This is a genomic window from Psychrobacter immobilis, from assembly GCF_904846235.1.
In the GTDB taxonomy this organism is placed as follows: domain Bacteria; phylum Pseudomonadota; class Gammaproteobacteria; order Pseudomonadales; family Moraxellaceae; genus Psychrobacter; species Psychrobacter immobilis_C.
In genome coordinates, this window is record NZ_CAJGZN010000007.1 from 140,835 (window position 1) to 160,604 (window position 19,770).

Below are 19,770 nucleotides of genomic sequence, written 5' to 3' on the forward strand. Positions count from 1 at the left end.
TATTTTTCTAATTTTGGAGCTTTAGAGTTTTTAGCCGCTATTATTTTGCAGCCACACACTCAATCTCAACGCTTGCTCCAGCAGCCAGTTCTGATACACCAAAAGCTGAGCGTACAGGATAAGGCTTTATCATCTCAGCCTTATAGACTTTGTTAAAGTCATCAAAGTCATCCATATCAGTCAGCATGACCATACATTTAACGATATCAGACTTACGGTAGCCATATTTTAATAGCGTGCTATGGATGTTATCGAGCACTTGCTTGGTTTCAGCTTTGATACCGCCTTTGACCAGTTTGCCCTCTTTAAAGCCAATTTGTCCCGACATATACAATGTATTGCCCACGCGTACAGCCTCTGAAAAAGGATAAGTACCGCCATCGCCCAAGAAAGTAGGGCTAGATTTAGCAATGCTGACAGCCGTCGTTGTGTTGGCATTAGCGCTATGAACAAAACCCAATGAGCACATAGTGGCTAGCGCTAGCGTAGATAGGTAAGTACTAAGTTTGGACATACTGTTTCCTCATTGGGTTTGTTATCAATTTTTTATTAACTATTTATCAGTACTATTATTTTGAGTAGATGAGGCATTATTTTCTTCGATTGGTGCCTCGGTTTCAGTGTCATCTTCTGCAGCTTTTTCAGACGCTTTACCTTGGCGGCGTGCCTCTAGTTCCGCTTTTGGTATCCATGCCCACGTCATCTCAACCACAATTGGATCGCGGTCACTATCAGACTCACGATCTTTGATAACACAAGGGATAATCATCTCACCTTTTGGCGTGTTTAGGATATCCAAACGCTGTTCATCAGACAAGCTTGCAATAGCAGCAATTTGACCTTTTTTGATCGGACGATGGAAATTTACCGAGTAAGATTTAATCAGTAGGATACGATCAGAAGGCAAGTTTAAACCTAAAATAAACCCAGTTGCCGTCTCTGCCAGTAATGTGATGGCGACTGCATGGATAGAGCCGATATGGTTTTGGACGGCTTTATTGTTGTTTAAACTAACGACGACTTGGTTTGGTTCTACCGTCTCATAATAAATGCCAGTCGTGCCGACATATGGGACGACCTTGCCAAAGGCTTTAGATAAAATACTTGAACGTGCTCCAGCAGGCAGATATTTGGTGACGGATAACAGTTTGGTAAATTGATTACTAATTGGTTTTAGCGTGCTACTGGGTTTCTCAACTGAAGATTTTGTGCTGTCAGATACTTTGGCTGGCAGTTTATTGGTCAACTTGGCGGGTAGTTTTTTTAATAATCCTGACATACAAAATTCCTTAACGTAAATGAGTTGAATGACATTCTTAGCATGGCTTTTTATGATAGCAACACAAATATAGATAATGAAAGTCGCTACAAATACTATGGTACATCAACCATTGCCTTCCTACTATTATTAGCATGAACTGCTGCGCTTACAAAACTATAGTAGCGTGGCTATGTTGCTAGGTTATGTCATCAATTTAGATCGCCACTTAAAGTAGCCTAGCTATCTTATATATCACTATCATTTGGGCATTAATATTATTAAGTGATTGGTATAGTCAGTTCAATATAATTTGGATACAAGGAAGCTGAGTGGAAGTACTACAAATAGTAGACTAAGCGAGACTGACACCGTATCTAATTTATAGAGGGTTGACTATAGTTACCATGCCAATAGACAGCCACGTTATAATGACAAAATGTTAGCATGTCTATTTCAAACCTGTTTTTAATGCCGCTGGATAACGTTATGCCTGATATGTCTGCTCATGAACCGACCAATATTATTTATACGGGCGTTGCTGGTACAGGTAAAACCTATAGATTGCTGCAAATCGCGAAGCAATACACCGACTATCTACCCAAGACTGAAAATGAAGATTTATTAGAACAGCTGCTACAAGGTCTAAGCTGGCGCGAAGTATTATGTTTGGTATTTTTAGATTTACGTGCTGAACAACAGGATTTGTTAAAGGTACGAGAAATTATTGATCATCCTTTTTTCATGACCAAAGCTGCTCAGAACTCACGTGAGAAAAATCTGGACAGTACAGCTTGGCTAGAGTTACGCAGACATAGCCCTACGAACTCTCAAACAGTCAGTTTTGATAACCGTGCTAGCCAAGCTTATTTTGATAAAGACAATAGTGGAGGATGGTATTTATTGCCAGAGAGTATAGTGTTACTAGAAGATTTATCACAGCAATTAGCAGAGTTTCAGCAGGCACAGCGTGAAAACCAAGCCCATCAAAATCAAAACATTGCTAAGCAACGCTTTAGTATGGTGAGCTTCCATCAAGCCTACGGTTATGAAGAGTTTGTAGAAGGTATACGGCCTGTCATGAGTGGCACCGCTCCAGCAAATAACAGCCCTTCTAATCAAACTCAAATGAGTTACGCGGTGCAAGATGGAGCGTTTTTAAAGCTATGCCAATGTGCCGCTCGCGACCCTCAGCAGCGTTATGCAATGCTGATTGATGAGATTAACCGTGCTAACGTGTCACGAGTATTTGGCGAGCTTCTCAGTTTGATAGAGCCTGATAAACGAGCGGGCAAGCCGAATGCGATGACAGTGAGTTTGGCGTATTCTGGGCGTGCTTTTAGTGTTCCTGCCAATGTCGATATTTATGCCACTATGAATACCCAAGACCATTCTTTAGCACCACTTGATATGGCATTACGCCGACGTTTTCGCTTTATTGATTGTCCGCCGCAGCCTAATTTACTATCGACAATTCGTGACAGTAATGACACTGATACCAGCCTGTCTGAAGACTTAGAAGCAGGTACGATAGATTTGAGTAAATTACTAACAGGCTTGAATAGACGTATCGTGCAGACACTGGGAGTAGAAGCACAGTTAGGTCATGCGTTTTTATTCGCCGTCACTCAGTTAGAGCAATTACAAACGGCTCTCGTTGAACAAATTATCCCTCAATTGGCTCAAGCAGCTGGTGGTCAAATTACGATGCTACAGTATATCTTTAGAGATGAGCAGCAACCGACAAGTAAGCAGTTTGTACAGGACAGTCAAGCATTAATAAATGACGACTTGTATAATCCAATGGGCAACCAAAATAATGCTTCCGCTGAACACCAAATGTTTGCAGGGCAGGGTTCTTTTCTTGGTCAGTCTATGAGTGTGAATAGTTATACTATTAATGCCGATCTGATTGCTATGGGTGGTGAGTTTAATCATGCTGCTATCTATCAGCGTTTGTACTAGCAGGGTGACTGTTCAGTGATGACGAATAATCCATATTACGCCAAAGAGCACGCTATTAAGGCAAACAGTCGTCAGACTCGTATCCCTAACAGTAGTGTCGCTACCATGAATGTTATCACCGTGTTTGAGCATCAACGTCTGACCGTGCATGATTTTTTGCAAGCGTCTGACTTCGAATGGCTAATAGCGCAAGAGTTTGCAACATTTACTATCAAGCGTAAGCAAGGACAGTGGCAGCTTAAGGTTGGGCACTATATTGGGATTATTCTCCTACCTAGTGGCATGACGCTTGAGATATTGCCAAAGCTCAATCAGTCTAATCAGACTAGCAATATCGTCCAGACTCGTCATTGGGTACAAGGTATGCTATCGGATTTGATACATCTTGATGTGCATAACAATCGTAAGCTACCTAATACGAAAAATTTCGGTCAGTTTGGTTCCCAGTCCACTCCTTTACCGTTAAAAGTATTGCCTATATCAGATTGGCTGATTGAGCAGTTTTTGCAGCGTTTAATGGATTATCAACCAACCAAGCATTATCAGGCTCAGATTGAAAATCAGGCATCCCTGCAAGGTCGATTGCTCATCAAAGAACAACTGCGTCATAATAGTATGCAACCGCATAAGTTTATCTGTGAAAGTAGCGTATTAAGTCACGACATGTTGGCCAATCGGCTGATTAAGAGTGCATTGGTTTACTTGATGCCTTTATTGCCCCAGTTTATTTCTTCAAAACTGTTGCAGCCATGGCAGCAGGTATCTACGCTCAACAACCACGAAATTCAGCAGATAGCGTTAATATATGCTCAAGCAAAGCGTCAGTTAGACGTTCAACCACTCCAAAAGCAAAAACTGCATGCCGCGCAGCAGTTAGTAGACCTAGCATACTGGCTATTGAAACAGACGATAGCTGCGACAGGTAACGGTATCGATCCAAATAGACAAAATTGCTCTCAGCTAAGATTGTGTTTATTGATTGATATGAATCAAGCTTTTGAGCAATGGGCAAGTCAGCGTATTGCATCGATGTTTCAACAGCTTAGTAGCAATTATCGTCCCTTTCATCAAACCCAAAGTGTCTGGCTAAACGATGCTGAAGGACTAGCATGCTTATCTATACGGCCTGATTTGCTGATATTTAAAACCGTCTCTGACGATTGTCAAAATCAGAACGATATAGCGTCTCATCAAACTAAAGCCAAAAACAAAACCAAAGGTCACTACAGTCATGTCATCGACATTAAGTGGAAGTACTTACCACATGCCGCTGCAATTAGTGCGAGCGACGCTTATCAATTGACTAGCTATGCACAAGCTTACTTGGCGAGGCAGGTCTGGTTGGTTTACCCAGTGCTAGGTAGTGATAGACAGCCAGTGGTGCTTAAGCAGCAAACGCATTATCGTAGTAATGATAGCAGTAGCGATGATATTAAAAACAATGAATCAGCTGATGCCCATTTATGGTTAATGCCGTTTGATGTTTTGACAGGTACACTTAACGGTGAAGTACTGCCACATTTGGACAAAGCTTAATATCGTTATCAATGACAGCGCGAATGACTGACTAATTGATAGGTAAATAAGAAAAGGGTCTTGCTACCGTTATTTTGGTGAAATTGACGTAATTTTAAAAAAATTAGCGATTATTTGAAATTAATCGAAAATAGGTGTTGACACAATCGCCTTTACCCCTTAATATGTGCACCTCGATAGCGAGGAACATTAACAAGTTAGCGGCATTGCCAACAATGAGTTGATTAACAAACTATCGTGATAATAGAGAGTTTCGGAGTGTGGCGCAGTTTGGTAGCGCATCTGGTTTGGGACCAGAGGGTCGTAGGTTCGAATCCTATCACTCCGACCATCTATTTTAAGAGCCTTACAGGCTTTTTTTTATGTATAACGGTTTAGTTTCTGATATAGTAAAATATATCGTAAAGTAAGCTTAGTATATAAAAGTCCTCTAAGAGCGCCTGTAGCTCAGCTGGATAGAGCATCTCCCTTCTAAGGAGGTGGCCGCAGGTTCGAATCCTGCCAGGCGCACCATTTAGCCTGCAAATCTTGCCTATTCTTTGGCAATAGTTATGGCGGTTGTAGCTCAGTTGGTAGAGCCCCGGGTTGTGATCTCGGTTGTCGTGGGTTCGAGTCCCATCAGTCGCCCCATATTTTATTCTGTATGTATCTACATACAAATCATATCTCAATCTAAAAATATATCAGTAATAGCACTCGCCCTTGATGGCGATTTTTTTATGCCTATTCGATTTTATCTCTGCATTGTCTTTCTAAGATTAAACAGATAGAGTTTGATAGCACCTTCAATACTAGATAATCCCCCAAATTCTTATCAACATTGCCTGTAGGTTTTCCTTAAGGCCTAGTGTGACTGTGTCTCCTCTATTATTGTTTAGTAATTCTAATAAGTAAATAGACATGACGTTTTAAATGATGCATTATGCTTAAGTGTTATCACATCCATACTATTCAATAAAAATTATTTATTGGAGCAAGTATTGGCATAGAGGAAACTGACAGAACTTGTTATTAATAATACTATTATTTTTTTAAGATGAATCGTTATTAATCTGCATTATTGAGGAATTGATTGATGGACGCACTGAGTGTATTGCTGCAAAACGTGCATTTATTTGAGACTAAGTATTATCGTCTAAATGGCACTGGCAATTGGTCTTATTCTATTACTAGAAAAGACACCATTTTATTTTACTTAGTAATGTCTGGCGGTTTTTGCATCGATGTTGGTAATGGTCTACGGGAAGCTCGCGCTGGCGACATGATTATGATTCCGAATGCGCACAAACATGTGAGTTACGCACTTAATCACCATGGCGATGTTGCTGAGTCGCTTGATGAACTATTGAGCAATTGCACTGAGCGTACACTTGATATCGATGGCGATGGAGACCCCAATTCTTCTTTGATACTGATCGAATGCAAATACGACAAAGAGATGATTAATCCTCTGTTGTCAGTACTGCCACCGATATTGCCAGAGCTCAATGATGCTGCTGACGGACGGTTTGAAGTGATTGATGTAGAGATAAAGCTGCTAACACTAGAAGCTGAGCGTGAGCGTATGGGCAAAACGGCTGTAATCAATCATTGGGCAAGCATCATGATGATTGAGTGTTTGCGCGTCTATATTGAAAGCTTGCCTGAAGCCACAGAAAACTGGCTCAAAGCCATGAAGGATCCTTTTTTGACCAAGGCACTAGCCGCGATGCATGGGGCACCGAGTGAAAGCTGGACCATTCATCAACTTGCAGAAGTAGCAGGAATGTCGCGTTCCAGCTTTGCACAGCGTTTTAAAGACACTGTTGGTATGCCGCCACTGACTTATCTGATTGATTACCGCTTACGATTGGCGGCTCGCTATTTACGCTTACAGCAAAATAGTATTAGCCGTATCAGCGAGATGGTGGGCTACGCCTCAGATTCGACTTTTAGTCAGGCATTTAAACGTGTGTATGGTGTCTCGCCAAAAGCATACCGTCAGCAGTATCGACAGAACAATCTTGCATAGTTCTAGTTGTTGTTTATTCAAGTAGAATTTCAATAAGAAGCGCCAAGGTCATTTATATGTCCTTGGCGCTTTTTTTAATTTGTGAATACATATTCTTTATAAACGTTGAGTCACTCATATCTATAATACCTTTGGTAACTTGCTATGGCTATTTTAGTTAAGGGCAGCTGACAATGAGTCTGTGTTCAGGTACTATGGGTTAATGAGTCGTCGAGACAAAAGCGTTGATGTTGTAGCGCGTTATATGTCCTTGTACGATAGGCATATAAAAGGATCAAGACGATGTTTATTTTCTCTGCTGATGGTATGTTATGACTGAACCGACCGCAAAGCTAAATGCAGGAAGCAATGGCCAACAAGAGGTTGCTGCAACTGCTAAAACAGAAAGTAATGTTGATAAAAACACTGCTATAGAGAACCCGCATGTCAGCAAAGATGCGCCGAAAAATGAGTCGGTAGAGACACCTGATAAGGCGGCATTATTGACGATGTTTACCTTATCAGATGCCGAGGCGGTAGCAACTGAAGCAGTAATATCTGAGTCATCCGATAGTCTTACTGTAGCTGCAAAACCTGTGGCTCAAGAAACCAATGTCGCTACGCAGCGTGTTGCGCTTTATCGTGCTCAGCATGAGCGTACTCGACTGTTATATATGGCATCTGCCAATACACGTCCTACTTATTTAGTACAAACCCTGAAGCCGCAATTTGTAGAATATCAGCAATACTTACTTGCGCAGCAGCTTGATAAACGTGGGTTGATGGATACGGATACGCTCGAAAGACTCTGGCAGCAGCTGCATGTGGTCGATGATATTATTGCAGATATCGTGCGTCATATGCCTGCACAGCAGCCTGCTGGTTGGCAGCTGACGACTCAAGATGGTCGCAATCCATTGTGTTTTGCTACAGTCGGTAAGTTAAAGCACGGCAAACCAATTCGCGACCAAGGTAGCCTCAATAGTTATGTACTTGGGCACTTTGGTGTGAGTAGCTTTACCTACGATCGAGGCTATTATATTGGTCATGTGGTTGGTTATTTATTCAGCTGTTATTATTGTGCTCACTTGTCGATTACTTATGGCGTCACAGCCCTTGGCCAGCAAGTCGTGGCTGACTATGATTACGCCAGTCTTGAAACCCCGCATATGGTCAGACTATTACAAGGTCTTGACGGTTATTGCAAAAAACGCATTTATCAGTTGGCTGTCATCTGTGCGCGCTTGAGTGTTTTCGCGAGTGATAAACGTATTGAAAGAATGCTAATCGCTGAGGTCAATGACTTTGATAAAAAGCTACAGCAGCAGCATTTGGATGTCTTATTATTACAAGGTTTAATGCCTGATAGTAATGACTCAACGCCACTGCTCTAAGCGCTGAATGTCAAATTAATAAATTTCTATTAAGTCATAAATTATAACTGTCTACCTGTAAGCCTCTTAGGATATCTGTTGCCATGCCTGCCTATCATTTCAAAGCGCTTGACGACCATGGCGTTGTCCAAAAAGGCTTGCTAGAAGGGGACTCTGCGCGGCAAATTCGCCAGCAGCTGCGTGATAAGCAATGGACACCTGTTGAAGTCAATCCGGTCAATGACAGACAGAGTCAGAGCAAAAACCGCTACAAAAAACCGTCTGCATACGAGCTGGCATTGCTGACACGTCAGCTATCTGTGCTACTAGCAGCGGGTATCCCACTTGAGGAAACCTTGGCAGCGGTTGCTAAACAATCTCCAAAGACTCATATCAAATCCCTAATGCTTGCGGTACGCTCACATGTCTTGGAAGGGCTCAGCTTAGCACGTTCTCTGCAACAAGCTGCTAGCTTTCCACCGTTATATATCGCTACGATTGCTGCAGGCGAAAAATCTGGCCATCTTGACCTTATCCTCAATCAGCTAGCAGACTACACCGAAAACCGTTTTGCCCTCCAAAAGAAAATCCAAGGGGCTATGGTCTATCCAATTGTCCTGATGGTAATGGCAATTGCGGTAATTATGGGGCTGATGAGCTTCGTCGTGCCCAAAATTGTCAAAGTCTTTGAACAGTCTGAGCAAGCACTGCCTTTAATTACTCAAATCGTTCTCACGCTATCGAATATCATTACTCAGTGGTGGTGGTTAATATTACTGGTATTGGCAAGTACCGCATTTTTATTCTACCGTTTTGCCCAAACGCAAGCAGGTAAATTAACCATTGATAGCGTGGCGCTTAGATTGCCGATACTAGCCAGATTGTCGAAAGGATTAAATGCCGCGCGATTTGCTAGTACCCTTGCGATACTAGTACGCTCAGGAGTGCCATTGATTGAGGCATTACATATCGGTGCTGCGGTCACGACCAATTTACATATCCAAAAAACGATTATTACTGCGGCTGATAGGGTCACAGAAGGCTCTAGCTTATCTAGTCAACTAGAGAAATCTACTTACTTTCCACCGATGATGGTACAGATGATAAAAAGCGGAGAAAACTCAGGCGAGCTTGAAAATATGCTGAGCCGTGCCGCCAATATGCAGGAAGCAGAAGCAACCAATTTTATCAGCACCTTATTATCATTACTTGAACCTCTAATGCTGGTACTGATGGGCGTAGTAGTCATGATTATTGTGATGGCAGTTATGCTACCTATCGTTAATATGAACGATTTAGCAGGCTAAGTTAATTCGCTAGCCGATGATTTATCATTCTTTATGTATAGCTAGCTGCCAATCTCCAAAACCTCTATTTAGTTCTCTTTTACTCTATTTATATCACCTCACTTGCTTGCTAAGCCTTGGACTAGCTTTCTTAAGGTTTGCTTACTGTTGTATATTGTTGAACGAACGCTATTTTTGCTATGGCAAACATAAGCGCCGCGCTATAGTAAGCACGAATCAATAGTCATACAGTTGGTGTCATTCAATATTTAGCTTCGGCTGAAATAGCAAACTCAAACTAGGCGCAGCGCTGGATAAAAATAAAACCATGGTTTATAGTGACAATAGTTTCAGAACTCATTGATATATCATTGATGAGAGCCACAATAGAACGCCACTTTTACTATTTACATAACTGTGATGACCAAAGCGATGACTATGACTGACAAATTCCAAGTAAATATGACGCCAAAAAGTGCTATTCAGAATATGCAATCCCATTCAAATATTGTAACTGACCATAAGACCGCTTCTTCAGCTATGCGGCGCAGTGCGATAAAAAAGTCTGGTCAAGCAGGATTCACTCTTATCGAGATTATGGTCGTTATTGTGATCCTAGCCATTCTTGCTGGATTAGTGGTACCAAAAGTAGTTGGTCAAAGTGATAAGGCCCGTGTGAAAACAACTGAAACGGCGCTTGCCACTGTCTCAAATGCGTTAGATATGTATAAGGTTGATAATTCGCGCTATCCGACGACCGCTCAAGGGTTAGAGGCGCTTACGACACCGCCAGCTGATGCAAAAAACTATCCTGAAGGTGGGTATATTAAAGGTGGCTATCCGACCGATGGCTGGGAAAATGAGATGCAGTATGTTGCACCAGGTAGTGAAGGGCGACCTTACGATTTATTTTCATTAGGTGCTGATGGTCAACAAGGTGGTGAAGGTCAAGATGCGGATCTTTATGCTCAGTTATAAAGCTTAGTAACAGACGTATAGTGAACAAATTCTGATACTGATATAGCTTTGTAGAATGAAACATTCGTTCATCCATGCACTTTCAACAATTTATAAATATCAACCAATATTCTCTTATTGGTTGATATTTTTTATCAGTAGATAAATCGCCTGCTGTTCATTACAAGTTTGATAGCCAGTGCTATAAATATATCTAGGCGCTCAGCAAAATAGTCATCGCAAACTGCAATTAAAGGTAATCATCTATGTCGATTCAACAGTCTAATAAATATTTTTCTAAAAACCTTTATAAGTTGGTTCTAACTGTTGCAAGCACTTCATTAGTAACGGTTCTGTCAATGACATCGATCAGTGTACAAGCAGCAGGGTTAAATGACTTATTTAAAAATAGCTCCTCGGCAAAATCAAAGTTCTTACCAGTGGATGAAGCCTTTCAGGTGGTCAGTAATACCAAAGCGATTTCCAAAGGCACGCGGTTGTCGATCAGTTTTGAAATTACGCCAGGGCATTATGTTTATAAGGATAAGCTTACGTTGAGCTTCCCTAAAGGAATAAACGCCACGCCGTTCACTTTTAATCAATCATCAGTATCAATCAATGATCCGACCTTTGGTCAGGTTCCTGTGTTTACGCAAAGAAGCGTCATTGCAACCACGACACTGACGACCAGTAATGGTAAGGGCGCCAAAAATGCGCCTATTATTATTGGTTGGCAAGGGTGTGCAACCGCTGGCCTATGCTATCCACCAGTAAAAGTCAAAACCAAGATAGACATTGCTGCGACCCGCAGATAAATATCGAGCAGATTGATTAAAATATCGGTAATAATAGGTAGCCATTCATGTCCATCAAGACATCACCAAAGTCCTCATCATTTAGCGTATCTACCCATTCGAAAAAATCCCATATCTTAGCGCTTGCCATCGCTAGTGGCTCATTGCTGACAGGTTTGTCAACGACATCAACAGTACAGGCGGCAGGGTTAGGCGACCTTTTTGGTAGTAGTGAAAGCTCATCGAAGTCAAAGTTCTTGCCAGTAGATCAAGCGTTTCAGGTAAGTACAGATAGTACCCCTGTCAAAGCAGGTACGCGGTTATCTATTAATTTTGATATCACTCCTGAACATTACGTCTATAAAAAGCAAATCAAGCTTACGCTACCCGCTGGCGTGACGGCTTCACCTTTTACCTTTAGCCAGACACCATATTCGATAGATGATCCAACATTTGGCAAAGTACAGGTATTTGACCAAGCGAATATGGTCGCTACCACCACACTGACGAACAATAGTGGTAAGAATATAGATAGTGCCGCTATCGTCGTCGGCTGGCAGGGCTGTGCAAAAGCAGGACTATGCTATCCACCTGAAAAGATTAATACGACTGTCAATATTGTAGCCGCATCGACACAGGTATCAGCAGATAGTGAGAGTACTGCGAGCTCGACCGACTCAGAGAATAGTGCTACGGCGACACCAGAGGAAGTAAGCTCAACAGCTCTTGATAATACTTTGCCTGATGAGGCGCAAGCACTGACAGACGATGGTGCTATTGACTATGATCTCATTGATGACAGCGCTGTAGAGTATGATTCTTTAGATAGTAGTGCAGCGATGAATACGATTTCTGCAGCAAATAGCAGCGTAACAGGCGAGACGGCCAATAGCGAAAACGCATCAAACAACAGTTTCGTTGATAGCGATCCTTTTGGTTTGGCCTCTCACCCTTGGTTGGCATTAGTACTATTATTTTTAGCAGGCTTAGGCTTAGCTTTGACGCCATGTGTGTTACCGATGCTACCTATCGTGGCCAACATTGTAGCCCGCGAACAAAACCCAACGGTCAAACGCGGTGTCATCTTGACCACCAGTTACGCGATTGGGGTAGCGACTGCTTATGGTATTTTGGGCGCTGTTATCGCAGTATTCGGTGAGTCTTTAGGTATTATTGGTTGGCTGCAGAATCCAATTATTCTCATTAGCTTTGCTATTGTTTTTATACTTCTCGCACTATACATGTTAGGTCTTTTCAGTGTGCGATTACCACAAGCGATCAGTCGAAAGATGCAAGGCTTAAGCCAAGCAGGTGACAGTAAGCTTGGTAGTACAGGCGGCAGTTTGCTCGCTGGGTTTTTATCAGCGCTAGTCGTGTCACCTTGTGTTTCTGCACCATTATTTGGGGCATTATTAGCGGTTTCTACCATTGGTAGTCCGTTGCTCGGCTTTGCCGCTTTATTCATGCTGGGTTTTGGTTTATCAGCGCCGCTTATTCTAATCGGTGCGACTCAAGGCAAGATTATGCCAAAGGCTGGCGAGTGGATGAATTGGGTCAAGCAAGGCTTTGCTTTACTACTATTTGCCGTGGCACTGTTATTGATTGAGCGCGTCTTTATATCGCCAGTCATGCTGATGGTGTGGGCGTTATGGTTTATGGTCTTGGCAACATGGGCATGGAGTTGGCTAGGTAAAGGTCGTATGCTGACCCAAGCATTGAGCCTTATCGCTGGTATTTGGGCCGCTTGCCTAATAGTCGGCGCTGCATTGGGTAATGATGATAGCTTACATCCATTAGCGTCGTTGGGTGCAGCACCGATGATGGTACAGTCAACATCTGGTCAACCAGTGAATAGTGATAGCACCACTGATAAGACGATCACGACGCTTGCAGAGCTAGATGCCATTGTCGCAGCCAATCCGAATGTCATTGTCGATCTGACAGCAGAGTGGTGTATTGAGTGCCGCATTATGGACAAGAACCTGTTTCATAATCGCCCAGCACAAATGCAAGATTGGCAATTAGTAAAGCTCGACATTACTGAAACGACGGCAGACTCAAAAGCCGTGTTGTCTCGTTACCAACTCTTTGGTCCACCAGCGCTACTGTATTATATTGATGGTCAGCTAGTAAATCAGCAAGTGGGTGAGATTGGTCGCTCAGAATTTGAACAGACATTATCGGCGTTGAACAACTAACATTTAACAATGAACACTTAAGAAACCAGTGTGATACTTCGAAAATCCTTAAGAATATTAAGAAGGCCAGTATACTAAGAAAAGTATGCTGGCTTTTTTGATGCCATTAAATTCATCCTATAGAATATTTATTAAGTATTTGTTATATAAGCGATTATATTGGTAGACGCTTATTTTAACTATCGATAAAGCTAGTATCGTGCTTATATTTTCATTACAATAAGGAAACAATGCAGCAGGGGCGCTAATTGTCATTTTTTCCGCTCCTAATATCTGCGATTAGCTGACAGGCTCAGTCAATTCTATTTTAGCGACAACGCTAATGGCTATATTAATTACCTCATATACTCTGCTGGCGCTAATGCTAGTTAGATAAAGGACACTTATGTTTGCCCATACCATTACTCAGCGTCACCAACAGCCGTCTTACCAGAATGTGCATATGCCTCTTCGTATTGCAGTTGCGCTTGCGTTGAGTTGTACCGCGATACAAGTACAAGCTGCTGATGATTCTCAGACTTATAACGAACTGCCAGCACCTGAAGCTGCGTTTGAATATGAGGATCTTGACCTATCACAGAGTCTCGATAACAGTGCGATATCTTCTGACGTGGGTACACAAAGTGGCAAAATAATTAGCAAAGAATTTATTGCCCAGCAAGCCAAGCTGTTTTCTGAATGTACTCAAGTCCAGTCTAGTGCTGCTCGACTCGCTTGTTTTGATAAAGTAGCTGAACAAGGTAAGACACCAAGTTATACCTCAACCAAACAACCAATTGATTTGGCAAAAACCTTTCAAAGTACGGTCTCAGGTAATCCAAAAGTGATATTGGCTGAGTCTCAAACGGCGATGAGTGGGACGACAGTTGAAGATGCAGACACCATCTTAATGACCAATCAGCAAACAGCAGCCAGCAAATTGAAGGCAAACGGTAACGTAGAAGTAGATGCTGAAACGAATAGTGAGGCACAGATTTTAGAAAATGTAGGTGTCACTCAAACAGATATCGAAAAATTCTCGCCACTCAGTCTATCTTATGATCTAGACAAAAATAGTGAGCGTGGTACTTGGACGGTCAGACCATATCGACCGACATATCTGTTGCCATTATTTTATACTTTCGATCCCAATTTAAATCCAAGCACACCATCACAAGAAACAGATCCTTTTGATTCTAATGATATACGCGAAACTGAGCTAAAATTCCAATTATCCCTAAAAACAAAAGTCGCAGAAGACTTGTTTGATACCAGTGCTGACCTATGGTTTGGCTATACTCAAGAATCACATTGGCAAGTTTATAACGAAGACAACTCGCGTCCATTCCGTGCTACCGATTATCAACCTGAAATATTCTTAACCCAACCTGTGACAGCAGATCTGCCTTTTGGTGGACGTCTGCGTATGTTGGGCGCAGGTGCTGTCCATCACTCGAATGGACAAGATGATCCATTATCACGTTCATGGAATCGTGCTTACCTCATGGCGGGCGCAGAGTGGGGCAGACTCTCAGTCATACCGCGCCTATGGGCTCGAGTAAATAACGAAAGTAGTAGCGATGACGATAATCCAGATATCGAAGACTACATGGGCTACGGTGATATCAAATTCTTATATGATTTGCCGGCTGATCAGAGCATTAGCGGTACCTTGCGCTACAATCCAGGTACCAATAAAGGTGCTGCGCAAATCGACTATATCTATCCTATCTCAGAGAACGTTAATGGTATGGTTCAGCTATTCCAAGGATATGGTGAGTCGATCATTGATTATAATCATGAAAATACCTCTATCGGCTTCGGTATCGTACTGAACGATTGGAAAGGGCTTTAATTCGGAAGTGGTATCAATTTGAAAAAGGCTCTAACATAGATGAAGTTTATGATAAGTTATGACAAATCATAGTTTATGCGCCGCTTAGCGCCTTATCAAACTGGACTGTGGTTGGCAGAGTATATGGATATGCGCTGCCAACTATGCCGTATTTATCGTAGTACACCACAATCTCAACTATTGCGCTATCAAACACAATCTAGCCTAGATAATATAACGAATGCGCCGCCTACACGGATGGCCTTAAAGAAACACTCTTTTCTTACTGATATCATTCATCAAGCAAACAGCTATTTGAGCAGTGGTTTACTTTGTGCTCACTGTCACAATGATATTACTTGGTTGCCAAGACCTTTTGAAGTGGATATCGCTCCTAGTATATCTCTATCTATCCAAGCCTCCACCTACTATGAGTATCCGATACGTCAAGCTATCCGAGCATTTAAGCATCAAGAGGATATGACGAAATTGCCGTTACTATTACATGCCATACGTCAATTACCGCGTCCACACGGTTGTCATCGCAATAACAGTGTGATTGTTGCTATGCCAACGACAGTTCAACGATTGGTCAAACGTGGGTTCGATCCTGTCAGTATTCTATCTGCCCAATTGTCTAAACATTGGCAAATTCCTGTATGGCAAGGCATCGAGCGTATCGACGATACAGTTAGTCAGCAAGGACTGTCTCGTGCCGAACGTCTTAGTAACTTAGATAACGCTTTTGCGCTAATCGAAAGGCCTCCTACAAAACGCTTACTACTATTTGATGACGTATCTACTACAGGTGCAAGCTTACAAGCATTAGCGCGAGCATTCATTCCACCTGCTGCAATAAAATCAGCAACGGATAGCAGCCATAGTAGCTATCAAATTTCTGCTTACGTATTAGCCCATGGCAGCAAACCCTAAACCCAGTATATCTTTGTCAGTAATATCTAATTATTGCTAATATATTTCCTTAACGCTATATTATTATAGTTATGTATACTAATTTGTTGTTCTGAGCTAAATATCTAAACAATATTTTGGCGAATTAATACATTAGTTAAGGACTTCAGAGAGCATCTGTAGGCACTTTCAGATGATGTTCATTAAATATCGTGGAATGAAAATTGCACGTAATTAAATAAATATATGTAGAAAACCATGGTAGTAAGGTAAAAATATAAGATAATCATAAGTAATACGCCATAAGTAAAAGACAGATAATTGCAGTTTTAAATAGGAACACGATGTGAATGCATCTTTGAACACTCCACTACCTAAGCTAAAGAACGTAAGCTCAGGTTTTACCTTGATTGAGCTAATGGTAACCATAGCGGTATTAGCTATTATCATAAGTATAGCCGCACCCAATATTAGTACTCAGCTTGCCAATCAACGTAGTAAGTCAACAGCTGCGACGCTTGCTAATGCACTAAAAGAGGCTAAGGTAGAAAGTGTTATTCGTCGTCAACCACTAACGATAAGCTTTGATAATACTAATAAGGTAATAAATATTCAGCATATAGTGTCAGGTAAGGTAGATAGCACGGTAGAAAGTTATAGGTATGATGCTAAAAGTACAATTAAGTCAGATCGTAGCAGTAATGAATTTAAACCAAATAAAGTCGCAGAAGCTACCACATATACTATATGTGATAGTAATAGTGCAGCTAGTCCTATAAAAATCTTAGTCAGTACTACTGCCGTTATTAGTAATAGATCCGAAGGAACGTGCCCATGACTAAAATTATTAACCAACAAGGCGTGGGTTTGGTTGAGGTGTTAGTTGCTTTGTTACTACTAGCAGTTGCAGTATTGGGATTTAGTGCACTCAATATGGTATCTATAAAAGCAACAGATGATAGTGTGCTAATAGCAAATGCTAATACAGTAATGCGTGGCTTGTCTGAAGACTTGCGACTAAATCCTAAGAATATACCAGGTTATCAGAAGGAGATACAGAGTGTTTTAGGGAATGTCTCTGACACAAAAGATTATTGTGCTGCGGTCACAGACTATAAAACTAGTAGTGTGACGAAGAACTGTGATAGCGATTCATGTACTGCAGAAGAATTAGTAAAATATAATAGCTGGAGTACGATGAAACAAGCATGTGAAAACGGCGTTTTACTCAATATGATTACTTGTCCCGGTACTGCGGACAAACAGTTACGTCAATGTATTATCACTTCATGGAACGGAACAGAGCCAGTGTTTGGAGTCAGTTCAGCGAGTAGTAAGGCTTGTGCCGATGAGCTTGGAATATATCATGCAGGCTCTGATTGCTTGATTATGGAGTCTTACTAATGAATATTAAATATACTCAGGACGGCTTTTCTTTAATAGAACTAATGATCTCTCTTACCTTAGGTCTTTTAATCTCAGCAGCGGTCATGCAAATTTATTTGACCAGCGTTAAGACCAGTAGCGTACAGGCTGGCGGTACAGATATATTAGAAGCGAGTATTTTTGGTATTCAAAATATAGAAAAGAGTATAAGGCTCAGTAATTTAGGTATGGCGGATACTAACAATCCTTTCACTCCTACGGCAGGTCTGGTTATGACCAGTGACAGTAGTTTGGTTAGTACTACCCAGACAGACAAATCTAAGAATAATATGAATGGTATTAAAATGGGAGGAACCAAGTCGAGCGCTGGTGCTGAAGAGATTACAGCTGGCTATCTAACCAGAAGTGGAAACCAAAGTACAAGTAGCGTTAACAACGCTTGGAAAGCAGGGAACAGTAACATTACAGACTTAAAAAGCTCCCAACTCACTATACAGTACGAAGCACCGCAGAATATGTACGACTGTGAAGGCTCCTTAGTTCGGGGACCAGTCGAAATAGATCGGGATGGACGTTTGACTATGATACCAGGACAGGTTGTTATTGAAAGGTATTTTCTTAACGAAGTTACTCAGAGTAATAAGTCTAATTATGAATCAAATATAAAAAGTTATGAGCTACGTTGTGACGCTGGACGTTATATCAAAGAAGACTTGAGTACAGCAGAACTTGCAGCACAAGAAATCAGTGGTAAGGACAGTACTAAATTAGTGGCTACTCGGAATATAAGAGATTTTGGGGATGCTGGAGAAGTCGTTATTCCAAGAGTTGATTATTTTGGTGTCTTGCTAGGAGTAGAGGTTGTCGCTACCAGTCCAACTAATACTTCGGTTAGTTTAAGGTATTTTACTCCTGAACAATATATGAGTTTTTTGAAAACTGTTCAACAGGCAGAATCTTCAGGCAGCGCTTCTACGACAACCACGACAGACGTTATATCTGTAAAACTCTCAGTTTTAGTGCGAGCTGATCGTCCGCTTACAGGAGAAGCTGGGGCAACCAAATTCATAGTTTTTGGAGAAGAAGAGGAGCTATCTTCAGATACTTCTAGTGCATTTATTCGTAGGGTTTATGAGTCGAATATAATGTTGAGAAACTCAAGAGCCATTAAAGAAAGTTCTATACCCAGTATCTAGTTGATGAAGCGGATAATCTGACTGAAAGAGGATAAATGAGATGACTAGACAATCACAGGAAGGCGTTACTCTTATCGTAGTATTGATGTTTTTAATGCTCATTACTTTAGTGGGTATTATTGCGGTTAAGAGAAGTACAACAGATTTAAAAGTAGCCACTGCTGATCAAATAGACACGTTTTTATTAAACTCTTCAGATAGCGCAAATAAGCGTATTGAGAAAATATTTGATAACGATACAGATCAAGATTATGTAGATGCAGTGATAGAAGGGACGGGAATGTTTGGCTATTATCTTTCTCAAGCAGGTAGTACAAATCGCGATGATCAATATATCTTTTGTTATAACGCGCGACTAAATAGCTTTGCTAAATTGAATCAAGCCAGCATCGTAAAACCTAATGGGGGTACGGTGATGACAACGGGTAGTGGATACTGTGATATATCAAAGACGGAAAGCTACTCTAGTGCTCGTAGTAACTCAGTAACGCAAATTAATATTACTCGCCCATCGCGTGTAGTTGTAGGACAAGGGGGCTTTAAATCAGTAACACAAGGATCTGGTATACAAGTTAATGAGCCAAGCAACGAGTCTGCCGTCTTTAATATTCGTTCTACTTCTATATTACCTAGTCTATCGAATGCTAGTAAAGAAGATATAAACGACTGTCTTAAAAAACCTATTGACCCTAATGATGGTAGCACTGAATCACTGGATGAATGTATGAAAGACGAGGGAGTTGCGACTAAAACACTAGTTCAGCAAGCTTATGTTAAGAACGTCATAGACAATACTGTTTGTTATGGGTTTGGTGTAGGAGACGGTAAAATAGATGAAGATTGTCAGAAACTGGTTGGCATTGATGTCAATGGTAACCGTAAGACAGCCGCTAACAATTAATTGATAGATAAACAAGGCATCCATTAGTCCTTTTAACAGTTGTAGTTAAATAAGAGTACTCATCATGATTTTAAAAAAGCTCATACTTAATCAGTTACGATATTCTAAGCTTAGCCAGACTGTTAAGCCTTTAATGCTGCCTTTAAGTTGCGCCGTTGCTCTCTCTATGGTAGCCCTACCTGTCAACGCTGGTAGGAACGATCTA

General features: G+C 41.4%; 16 protein-coding genes and 3 tRNA genes. 17 read left to right on the forward strand and 2 right to left on the reverse strand.

Annotation, left to right across the window (positions count from 1 at the left end):
- Nucleotides 1–40: 40 nt before the first annotated feature.
- On the reverse strand, nucleotides 41–514 hold the full coding sequence (locus tag JMX07_RS06755; RefSeq protein WP_201606996.1) for a RidA family protein: 474 nt from the start codon (nucleotides 512–514) through the stop codon (nucleotides 41–43).
- A 39-nt stretch (nucleotides 515–553) separates the two neighbouring features.
- On the reverse strand, nucleotides 554–1,279 hold the full coding sequence (locus JMX07_RS06760; protein WP_201606997.1) for a DUF4442 domain-containing protein: 726 nt from the start codon (nucleotides 1,277–1,279) through the stop codon (nucleotides 554–556).
- 426 nt (nucleotides 1,280–1,705) lie between these two features.
- Between JMX07_RS06760 and JMX07_RS06765 the strand changes: the two genes are divergently transcribed.
- From JMX07_RS06765 to JMX07_RS06845, 17 genes are all read left to right on the forward strand, one after another.
- A complete protein-coding gene (locus tag JMX07_RS06765; RefSeq protein WP_227684670.1) occupies nucleotides 1,706–3,223 on the forward strand; it encodes an McrB family protein in 1,518 nt (505 codons plus the stop codon).
- An 18-nt stretch (nucleotides 3,224–3,241) separates the two neighbouring features.
- A complete protein-coding gene (locus JMX07_RS06770; protein WP_201606998.1) occupies nucleotides 3,242–4,759 on the forward strand; it encodes an McrC family protein in 1,518 nt (505 codons plus the stop codon).
- A gap of 254 nt (nucleotides 4,760–5,013) precedes the next feature.
- A tRNA-Pro gene (locus JMX07_RS06775) sits at nucleotides 5,014–5,090 on the forward strand.
- Between the two features lie 105 nt (nucleotides 5,091–5,195).
- Nucleotides 5,196–5,272 (forward strand) — tRNA-Arg (locus tag JMX07_RS06780).
- A gap of 41 nt (nucleotides 5,273–5,313) precedes the next feature.
- Nucleotides 5,314–5,389, forward strand: a tRNA-His gene (locus tag JMX07_RS06785).
- Between the two features lie 445 nt (nucleotides 5,390–5,834).
- Nucleotides 5,835–6,770, forward strand: a complete 936-nt coding sequence (locus tag JMX07_RS06790; RefSeq protein ID WP_102094695.1) for an AraC family transcriptional regulator — start codon at nucleotides 5,835–5,837, stop codon at nucleotides 6,768–6,770.
- 311 nt (nucleotides 6,771–7,081) lie between these two features.
- Entirely contained in the window at nucleotides 7,082–8,143 is a 1,062-nt protein-coding gene (locus JMX07_RS06795) for a hypothetical protein (RefSeq protein WP_201606999.1), read from the forward strand.
- An 83-nt stretch (nucleotides 8,144–8,226) separates the two neighbouring features.
- On the forward strand, nucleotides 8,227–9,429 hold the full coding sequence (gene gspF / locus JMX07_RS06800) for a type II secretion system inner membrane protein GspF (protein ID WP_201607000.1): 1,203 nt from the start codon (nucleotides 8,227–8,229) through the stop codon (nucleotides 9,427–9,429).
- A gap of 519 nt (nucleotides 9,430–9,948) precedes the next feature.
- Nucleotides 9,949–10,386 (forward strand): type II secretion system major pseudopilin GspG, encoded by a 438-nt coding sequence (gene gspG / locus JMX07_RS06805; protein ID WP_102078113.1) that lies wholly within the window; start codon nucleotides 9,949–9,951, stop codon nucleotides 10,384–10,386.
- Between the two features lie 338 nt (nucleotides 10,387–10,724).
- Nucleotides 10,725–11,180 carry a protein-disulfide reductase DsbD domain-containing protein gene (locus JMX07_RS06810; RefSeq protein WP_227684671.1) on the forward strand — a complete coding sequence of 152 codons (456 nt, stop codon included), beginning with the start codon at nucleotides 10,725–10,727 and terminating at the stop codon, nucleotides 11,178–11,180.
- 47 nt (nucleotides 11,181–11,227) lie between these two features.
- The gene (dsbD, locus tag JMX07_RS06815; RefSeq protein ID WP_201607003.1) at nucleotides 11,228–13,357 is read left to right on the forward strand and encodes a protein-disulfide reductase DsbD; all 2,130 of its coding nucleotides are present in this window, start codon (nucleotides 11,228–11,230) and stop codon (nucleotides 13,355–13,357) included.
- Between the two features lie 385 nt (nucleotides 13,358–13,742).
- On the forward strand, nucleotides 13,743–15,191 hold the full coding sequence (locus tag JMX07_RS06820) for a phospholipase A (protein WP_201607005.1): 1,449 nt from the start codon (nucleotides 13,743–13,745) through the stop codon (nucleotides 15,189–15,191).
- Between the two features lie 75 nt (nucleotides 15,192–15,266).
- Nucleotides 15,267–16,103 carry a ComF family protein gene (locus JMX07_RS06825; protein WP_227684672.1) on the forward strand — a complete coding sequence of 279 codons (837 nt, stop codon included), beginning with the start codon at nucleotides 15,267–15,269 and terminating at the stop codon, nucleotides 16,101–16,103.
- Between the two features lie 325 nt (nucleotides 16,104–16,428).
- A complete protein-coding gene (locus JMX07_RS06830) occupies nucleotides 16,429–16,920 on the forward strand; it encodes a Tfp pilus assembly protein FimT/FimU (protein WP_227684673.1) in 492 nt (163 codons plus the stop codon).
- Nucleotides 16,917–17,486: a prepilin-type N-terminal cleavage/methylation domain-containing protein gene (locus JMX07_RS06835; RefSeq protein WP_201607007.1), complete on the forward strand. Its 570-nt coding sequence runs from the start codon at nucleotides 16,917–16,919 to the stop codon at nucleotides 17,484–17,486. The genes JMX07_RS06830 and JMX07_RS06835 overlap by 4 nt, the downstream gene beginning before the upstream one ends.
- Nucleotides 17,486–18,664 (forward strand): PilW family protein, encoded by a 1,179-nt coding sequence (locus JMX07_RS06840; RefSeq protein WP_201607009.1) that lies wholly within the window; start codon nucleotides 17,486–17,488, stop codon nucleotides 18,662–18,664. Before JMX07_RS06835 ends, JMX07_RS06840 begins: the two co-directional genes overlap by 1 nt.
- Before the next feature lie 40 nt (nucleotides 18,665–18,704).
- Nucleotides 18,705–19,565 carry a PilX N-terminal domain-containing pilus assembly protein gene (locus tag JMX07_RS06845; RefSeq protein WP_201607011.1) on the forward strand — a complete coding sequence of 287 codons (861 nt, stop codon included), beginning with the start codon at nucleotides 18,705–18,707 and terminating at the stop codon, nucleotides 19,563–19,565.
- Nucleotides 19,566–19,770 lie beyond the last annotated feature (205 nt).

Excerpts from the sequence above, each read along its gene's own strand:
- JMX07_RS06755 (WP_201606996.1), bottom strand. The coding sequence starts at position 514 with ATGTCCAAACTTAGTACTTACCTATCTACGCTAGCGCTAGCCACTATG.
- JMX07_RS06760 (WP_201606997.1), bottom strand. The coding sequence starts at position 1,279 with ATGTCAGGATTATTAAAAAAACTACCCGCCAAGTTGACCAATAAACTG.
- JMX07_RS06765 (WP_227684670.1), top strand. The coding sequence starts at position 1,706 with ATGTCTATTTCAAACCTGTTTTTAATGCCGCTGGATAACGTTATGCCT.
- JMX07_RS06770 (WP_201606998.1), top strand. The coding sequence starts at position 3,242 with ATGACGAATAATCCATATTACGCCAAAGAGCACGCTATTAAGGCAAAC.
- JMX07_RS06790 (WP_102094695.1), top strand. The coding sequence starts at position 5,835 with ATGGACGCACTGAGTGTATTGCTGCAAAACGTGCATTTATTTGAGACT.
- JMX07_RS06795 (WP_201606999.1), top strand. The coding sequence starts at position 7,082 with ATGACTGAACCGACCGCAAAGCTAAATGCAGGAAGCAATGGCCAACAA.
- gspF (WP_201607000.1), top strand. The coding sequence starts at position 8,227 with ATGCCTGCCTATCATTTCAAAGCGCTTGACGACCATGGCGTTGTCCAA.
- gspG (WP_102078113.1), top strand. The coding sequence starts at position 9,949 with ATGCGGCGCAGTGCGATAAAAAAGTCTGGTCAAGCAGGATTCACTCTT.
- JMX07_RS06810 (WP_227684671.1), top strand. The coding sequence starts at position 10,725 with ATGACATCGATCAGTGTACAAGCAGCAGGGTTAAATGACTTATTTAAA.
- dsbD (WP_201607003.1), top strand. The coding sequence starts at position 11,228 with ATGTCCATCAAGACATCACCAAAGTCCTCATCATTTAGCGTATCTACC.
- JMX07_RS06820 (WP_201607005.1), top strand. The coding sequence starts at position 13,743 with ATGTTTGCCCATACCATTACTCAGCGTCACCAACAGCCGTCTTACCAG.
- JMX07_RS06825 (WP_227684672.1), top strand. The coding sequence starts at position 15,267 with ATGCGCCGCTTAGCGCCTTATCAAACTGGACTGTGGTTGGCAGAGTAT.
- JMX07_RS06835 (WP_201607007.1), top strand. The coding sequence starts at position 16,917 with ATGACTAAAATTATTAACCAACAAGGCGTGGGTTTGGTTGAGGTGTTA.
- JMX07_RS06840 (WP_201607009.1), top strand. The coding sequence starts at position 17,486 with ATGAATATTAAATATACTCAGGACGGCTTTTCTTTAATAGAACTAATG.
- JMX07_RS06845 (WP_201607011.1), top strand. The coding sequence starts at position 18,705 with ATGACTAGACAATCACAGGAAGGCGTTACTCTTATCGTAGTATTGATG.